The sequence below is a fragment of the Arsukibacterium sp. genome (genome assembly GCF_036735525.1).
Lineage (GTDB): Bacteria > Pseudomonadota > Gammaproteobacteria > Enterobacterales > Alteromonadaceae > Alishewanella.
Map to the genome: position 1 here is coordinate 1 of NZ_DAINOE010000116.1, position 6,713 is coordinate 6,713.

Consider the following 6,713-nt stretch of genomic DNA (forward strand, 5'->3'; position numbering starts at 1 on the left):
TGCCCAAAACATCAACACCGCGTGAGGCAATAACAGCAGCAGTGGGCAGGCCGATGTACCCCAGGCCTATAACGGATACGCGAGTAAAGTGCGACATATAACTCCTAACGTCAGCTGACACATAGTTTGTGAAAGTGGTGCAAATTTTGTGAGATGCTCAGGCAACCTGTTTTAATTCGACAAATTGCTGCAGTTGACCAAAATTTTCAAAAATCTCTGCAGAGATTTCATCATCATCAAATTCGATACCCAGCTGGTCTTCCAGTTCGGTGATCACGGCAATAACCGCCATAGAGTCAAATTCGGGTATGGCGCCTAATAAGGGGGTGTCTGCGGTAAAGGTGCGATCTATTTGTAAAACGGCGCGAAGAATATCGGCCAATAACTGTTGTGTAGGCATAGTGTTCATCCTGAGTGCTAATCCTGTGACCTGTGTAAGATTAATCCTGGCATAACCAATTAAACTTCAACATCATTGTCATTCTGCTATCGGTTTTTTTGCAAAACTGTTTTATTATTGCACACTAAGGGATCAAAAGTGAAAGGTCAAAAGGATAGATATGACCAATAATTTATCTGAGCTAGTCTACCACTCCGCGTGCCGTTACCCATTACAGCCTGCGCTGCATTTTAAAGGCTTGAGTTTAACTTACGCTGAACTGCATCAACAGGTTGAGCGCCAAGCCCGGCGCCTGCAGCTAATTGATATTAATCGCTTTGAGCGGGTTGCTATTTATTTACCCAAGCAATTTGACACCGTTGTGGCCATTTTTGCCACGAATGCCTGTGGTGCAGTCTTTGTGCCGGTTAATCCGGCGCTAAAAGCCCCGCAAGTACAGCATATTTTACAGGATTGTAATGTCCGCTGTCTGATCACCAGTGCTGACCGGTTAGCCGGTCTAGCCAGTGTACTGACTGATTGTACTGATTTGCATACGGTACTGCTGGTGGATGAGCCAGCAGTTGCTGCTGAATCGCAGCAACAGGGCCATTATGCGGTGCAGCCCTGGCTGGCCAGTACGCAGACAGTAGACAGACCTTTGCGTAGTACTGCAATGACCGATGCAGATATGGCGGCCATTTTATATACCTCTGGCAGTACCGGTAAGCCCAAGGGGGTAGTGCTGACCCAGCGTAATATGCTGGTTGGCGCGGCCAGTGTTGCCCGTTATCTTAACAACCAGTCGCAAGATGTGTTGCTGGGATTATTACCGTTAAGTTTTGATTATGGTTTAAGCCAACTTACTACGGCTTTTAGTGTCGGTGCCAGTGTGGTGCTGTTAGATTTCTTTTTAGTGCAGGATGTGGTGCGGGCGGTCGAGCATTATAAGGTGACTGGTATTGCCGCAGTGCCACCGTTGTGGGCGCAACTGGCCAAGGCGAAATGGCCAGCGGGCAGTGCCGATAGCGTACGCTATTTAACCAATTCCGGTGGCGCTATGCCGCAAGCCTTACTGAGTCAGCTGCAGGCCATTTTTAGCCAGGCTGAGCCTTATTTAATGTATGGTTTAACCGAAGCCTTTCGCTCTACCTATTTACCACCGACAGATTTAGCCCGTAAGCCCGGCTCTATGGGCAAAGCAATTCCCAATGCAGAAATTATCGTCGTCCGGGAGGATGGTAGCCTTTGTGGGCCAAATGAGCCGGGTGAGCTGGTGCATCGTGGGCCTTTAGTCAGCTTAGGGTATTGGAATGCACCGGAAAAAACGGCCGAGCGTTTTAAAGCTGATCCCATGGCACCAGCAGGTATTCAGCTTCCGCAGTTAGCGGTGTTTTCCGGTGATACCGTGAAATATGACGAAGAAGGCTATCTGTATTTTATTGGCCGGCGCGATGAAATGATTAAAACCTCAGGTTACAGAGTGAGCCCTACTGAAGTTGAGGAAGCCGTTTATCGGCTGGACCCGGCTATTCAGGATGTAGCGGCGCTGGGCATTTATGATGGTACCGATCAGGTGATTTTAGTGTTAGTTGCCCTGGCTGCCGGAGCAACGGCCAGTCCTGAGCAATGGTTGCTGCAATTAAAGCGTAGTTTGCCGAACTTTATGTTACCTAAAACCATTTTATTAAAAGACAGCTTGCCGAAAAACCCCAATGGCAAAATTGACAGAAAAGCGCTGGCGCAGGACTATCAGCAGTATTTTACAGAAGGAGCGTCAACATGAGCGAAATAACGCCACAACATGAACAGATGTCGCAATTTGCTCAGCAAGATAATCAGCTGTTAGTTGGCGGTTTTAATCTGAACGCTATTAGTCAGTTGCTGGATAAAAGGGTGTTTTATGCTTATGACCGGCAGATTATTCAACAGCAGGTTGCCCGTTTTCGCCAGTTTATTCCCGGGCGCATTAAGCTGCATTATGCGGTTAAAGCCAACCCATACTGGCCGGTTGTGCAATTTTTAAAACCCTTGGTCGATGGGTTTGACGTAGCATCGCAACAAGAAATGTTGCTGGCGATGCAAAGTGGCATGCCAGTATCGGACATCAGTTTTGCCGGGCCGGGTAAAGGCGATGCGGAGCTGCTGTCAGCTATAGTAGCCGGCGTTACCTTAAATGTGGAATCAGCGGGTGAATTAGCCCGGATCTGCAAGCTTGGCCAACACGCCGGGCAAAGACCCCAAGTTGCCCTTAGGGTCAATCCGGCCTTTGAGCTTAAAGCCTCTGGCATGAAAATGGCGGGTGGTGCCAAGCCCTTTGGTATAGATGAAGAGCAGGTGTTGCAATTACTGCCGGCTATCGCCGATATGCCGGTGAAATTGCGCGGTTTTCATATCTTTTGTGGCTCGCAAAATTTGAAAGCTGAGGCATTAATCGATGCCCATCAGCATACCTTTGCGCTCGCCGCCAAGTTGGTCGCTGCTTGCCCGTACCGGCCCGACATGATTAACTTAGGCGGTGGCTTTGGTATTCCTTATTTTACGGGGGAGCGCCGGCTGGATTTAGCGCCTGTGGGCGAGTCGTTAGCCAGGTTGCTACAAGATTACGAAACCGAGTTAGCAGATATCGAGCTGGTGATTGAATTAGGTCGTTATCTGGTGGCCGAGGCCGGAGTCTATGCCTGTCAGGTACTGGATAAAAAAGTCTCGCGCGGCACCACCTATCTGGTGTGTAACGGCGGTTTACACCATCATTTAGCTAACTCCGGCAATTTTGGCCAGGTTATCCGCAAAAACTACCCGGTCGCCATAGGCAATAAATTAACCGCTGCCGGGCAGGAGCTGGTTACTATAGTCGGCCCGCTGTGTACCCCTCTGGATATCCTGGCCGATAAGATGCAACTTCCCAAAGCCGAAGTGGGGGACTGGGTTGTGGTGTATCAATCTGGTGCCTATGGCCCCACTGCCAGCCCACAGCAGTTTTTGGGGCATCCTGGGGTGGTGGAGGTGTTATTGTGAATATAGTTTGCATACGTGATGGCAATTATTTTTCAGCAAGGAATTAAGAATTAAATCACCAAACGCTGGCCGGTAGTGTGCCGGCTCCCAAAAGTAGGGGCTATCCTCAGTAACTTTGCTGTTTGGTGCTACCACATCAGTAACCAGTTTTGAGTTAATAGCAAAATCGAAAAGAGGCAGCTGGTGGTGCTTTGCCAGCTGTATCATCTGCGCTTTCCAGTTGCCTAAATGTTGATCAAGTTGATACTCAGTAAGTTGATCCAGATAGGGTTGCTGATAGGGGTTTATCAGAAGGTACACCGCAATATCTTGTTGCTTTAATTGTGTGATAAAACGGTCGAGTTCTGTCAAATAAAAACTCTACGGAGTTAAATAACATCTGCGTAATCCTTTACCTTCAAGACGTTGTTTGTTCTGTTGTGCTATTAATATCCAGTTAATGGTTCAGTTACCAAGATTAGATTGTAGCTTAAAACGCGAGTTTTTTAGGCTCGCTGTGATCGCTGTATAAGTGTAACGCTTTAATCCGCGCCATAATATCCTGCTCCAGTTGCTGAAAACCCTCACCGTCATAGCCACCCAGCTGCTGCACAATGCGCTGCACGGTTAAGCCCTCGGGCAAGCTGTGCAGAGGCGGTATTATGCCCTGCCCAAAGGTAATACCGTTGTACAGCAACAAATTGACATGCTGCAAAGTACTAAGCTGCTTTTCAAAGGTGATGCCGACGCTGTCGGCCGCTAAATCAATAAAACTAATAAAGGGAAGAAAGAAAACTTATTGTTTGTTGCTCTACATGTTGTCGCCATTGCCCAGTAGAAAAAGTATGGTTAGCTTCTGAACAGTGTTGATGCTGCGAGCTGTTAAGTTGCTGCTGCCATAGTGAATTTGACTGGCATAGAGATAAAAATTCTTGGGCTGTTAAATCGTTACCGCTTGTTATCACTAATGTTTTGCCATTAAAGCCTTGCCACCCCTTAAGCATAGCCATTACGTATGTCTGTTCCGTTAGCTGATCAGTCAGGCCTTGAATATGCTGACTGATTTTATTTTTTTCACGACTGGCACTTAAGGTTTGACTGAAAGATAACAGACTATCTTTGAGTTTTAAGCCACCTTTAAACAGTTTTTGCCAGAACTGCGGGCTGACAAGCCGCTTTAAATAATAATGTCTCAGCATAGTTTGCGCATGACTTTGCGTCTGCCTAACCCAGGGGTTAAGCAAAACAACACCGCTGATCCGTGGATCCGGCCTGTTAAGTTTTATTAAAATGGCACTGGCTGCATCACAAAGTCCCCACAGAACCAATTGCTTAAGATGAGGGCATTTTAAGAAAAACTGTTCAATAGCTAGTTCAATGTCGATTGTTTGCTGATAAAAAACGGTCTTCTTGCCGCTGCTATCACCCATGCCACTAGTATCAAATCGCATTGAAGCGATACCCTTAATGGCAAGTGCCCGGCTGAGTTTTACAAACTGTCTGTGGCTGCCTACCCGATATTGCGGGCCGCCAACGATAATTAAAACACCGGTGTGGCCGCTGCCATAATGCAGTATGCCTGAAAGCTCGGCCAAGTTGTTTCTGAACTGGATATAGCTTTCATTCATCTGCGATACCCTTTAATAACTGCTGGACGGTATAGTGTAGCAGCTCATCAGCACTGGCTAGTTCGGTGGTTTGCCAGTAAGGTTCAGCCTTTAGTTGCTTATAATGCACAGGAGTAAAACTGTTTAGTTGCGCTAGCATTTTTTGAACGGGTATAGCCATATTGTCTAATGGTGATGTTTCAAACCAGCTTAGTTGCACGTCTTTTAGCTGCTCGGGTAAGCTGGCCGTAAATTGCTTTAAACTGGATACAAAATCGTTAGTTAATGGATATCCGGCTATCTCAATTAACTGACCACTTGCTAACTGCTGCTCAATAGTAGACTGAGATGTTTTAGTACCAATGGCCATAGCTTCTGCAATTTTAATTCTGACAAATTGTTGCCAAAATTTTGTTTGATCGAATTGCGGTTGCCAAAGCACCAATTGTTGAACCGGGAGCGGCAGCTCTGGCTGCTGTAGTAAGTCTAGCGCTTGCAGACAGCCAAAGCGGACGGCCAACAGATGGCAGCTGTGGTAGCCAGCGGCAGCCAGTGTTGCAAGCAAATGAATTAAATCCGCCCGCCAGATATCAATAGTCGCGTCTGTTAAATCACCTTCACTGTCACCCGTGCCAAAATGGTCTGGTAAAAAACAATCAATGCCAAATGGGGTTAGCTGTTGCATTAATTGCTGGAACAAATGTCGGCATTTATTCATCTCATCAGCAAAAGGCGGCAAGATGATCAGGGCGCTGGTGTTATTGGCGGTTTGGCTATAGAGAAACAGCTTACCGGCAGTCCCATTATAAAAACCCGGGGCTAACATGCTGAAGGACCACTTTTAAACAGCGTCTTGATACTGCGTTTAAATTGTTGAAACTGAGCTAAAATCCGCCCGGTTAAACATTGCTGATTTAACACTTCTATTCCAAATATTTGCTGTTTTTCATCCATCCACAGGGCTTTAAAATCATCATCGCCGAGTAAAAAATCCAGCTGTTCAATATTGTCTTGCTGTTTTATCTTATTAATCATGTATTCGGTTAATAAACTCCCCGGTGAATATTGATTCGCCTCGATGTTTTGGGCCAGTTTAAAAATATAGGCTGTTTTCTGGTGCACTAACCAAAGTTGGCAGGCCACTACCTGTTCATCAATATAGAGTAACCCCAGGCGCAATGCGCCAAGCATTGAGCCCCATTCAAATAAGCCGTTAATAAAGGCCTTCGAGGGTTCCGGATGTTTCCAGCTATGCTGGTAAATTTGCCAATAATGCTCGATATGTATAGCGTCTGGTTTAGCTGTTAATTCAAATCGATGTTGCTGTTGCTTTAAATGCCGACTTTTGCGTTTTAGTGTATTGCGAAGCTGTGAAGGCCTTTTCTGCCAATACTGCTCAAGGCTGATGCAGTTAGCCTGATAATGGGCCGAAAACTTATAGCTGAAGGCACTGCAATAATGCTGATTGGCGCTGTTGATCAGCAGATCTACCTGAGCAGCAGTGAGTGGCGTTGCCCGTAAAGAAAGCCAATTAGGGTACAATTTACTGATGGCAATCAACAACAATTGCCATGCTTGTGCACTACTGAGCGTTTGAGATTGGTAGAAAAGCTCCAGCATAGGGCTGTAAAAATTACTCAAAAGTCTGAGTTGAGGCCGGTTAAATCGCAGGTTTTCTTCAATTGGTACAGCCATTAAAGTCTGTTCTGAATCTGACACAACCAGCCAAT

The 6,713-nt window shown here is 46.4% G+C and carries 9 protein-coding genes; 2 read left to right on the plus strand and 7 right to left on the minus strand.

Annotated elements, in window-relative coordinates; translation table 11 throughout:
* Both V7D78_RS15525 and V7D78_RS15530 read right to left on the minus strand, forming a co-directional pair.
* Window positions 1–97 (minus strand): hypothetical protein (locus V7D78_RS15525; RefSeq protein ID WP_333609378.1); only part of this gene is annotated, 97 nt, incomplete at its 3' end.
* A 60-nt stretch (window positions 98–157) separates the two neighbouring features.
* Window positions 158–400: an acyl carrier protein gene (locus V7D78_RS15530; RefSeq protein ID WP_333609370.1), complete on the minus strand. Its 243-nt coding sequence runs from the start codon at window positions 398–400 to the stop codon at window positions 158–160.
* Between the two features lie 160 nt (window positions 401–560).
* Here V7D78_RS15530 and V7D78_RS15535 point away from each other — a divergent pair, with 160 nt between their 5' ends.
* Together V7D78_RS15535 and V7D78_RS15540 are read left to right on the plus strand one after the other, a co-directional pair.
* A complete protein-coding gene (locus V7D78_RS15535) occupies window positions 561–2,165 on the plus strand; it encodes an acyl-CoA ligase (AMP-forming), exosortase A system-associated (RefSeq protein WP_333609371.1) in 1,605 nt (534 codons plus the stop codon).
* Window positions 2,162–3,397, plus strand: a complete 1,236-nt coding sequence (locus V7D78_RS15540) for a pyridoxal-dependent decarboxylase, exosortase A system-associated (protein WP_333609372.1) — start codon at window positions 2,162–2,164, stop codon at window positions 3,395–3,397. The genes V7D78_RS15535 and V7D78_RS15540 overlap by 4 nt, the downstream gene beginning before the upstream one ends.
* Here the strand turns inward: V7D78_RS15540 and V7D78_RS15545 are convergent.
* From V7D78_RS15545 to V7D78_RS15565, 5 genes are all read right to left on the minus strand, one after another.
* Entirely contained in the window at window positions 3,389–3,748 is a 360-nt protein-coding gene (locus V7D78_RS15545) for a hypothetical protein (protein WP_333609373.1), read from the minus strand. The two genes, V7D78_RS15540 and V7D78_RS15545, sit on opposite strands and share 9 nt — an antisense overlap.
* Window positions 3,749–3,866: 118 nt before the next feature.
* Window positions 3,867–4,091 carry a hypothetical protein gene (locus tag V7D78_RS15550; protein WP_333609374.1) on the minus strand — a complete coding sequence of 75 codons (225 nt, stop codon included), beginning with the start codon at window positions 4,089–4,091 and terminating at the stop codon, window positions 3,867–3,869.
* A gap of 58 nt (window positions 4,092–4,149) precedes the next feature.
* Window positions 4,150–5,004 carry a hydrolase 1, exosortase A system-associated gene (locus V7D78_RS15555; protein WP_333609375.1) on the minus strand — a complete coding sequence of 285 codons (855 nt, stop codon included), beginning with the start codon at window positions 5,002–5,004 and terminating at the stop codon, window positions 4,150–4,152.
* A complete protein-coding gene (locus V7D78_RS15560; RefSeq protein WP_333609376.1) occupies window positions 4,997–5,809 on the minus strand; it encodes a glycosyl transferase in 813 nt (270 codons plus the stop codon). Before V7D78_RS15560 ends, V7D78_RS15555 begins: the two co-directional genes overlap by 8 nt.
* Window positions 5,803–6,713: GNAT family N-acetyltransferase (locus tag V7D78_RS15565; RefSeq protein WP_333609377.1), on the minus strand; the 911-nt coding region annotated here is incomplete at its 5' end. The genes V7D78_RS15560 and V7D78_RS15565, both read right to left, overlap by 7 nt.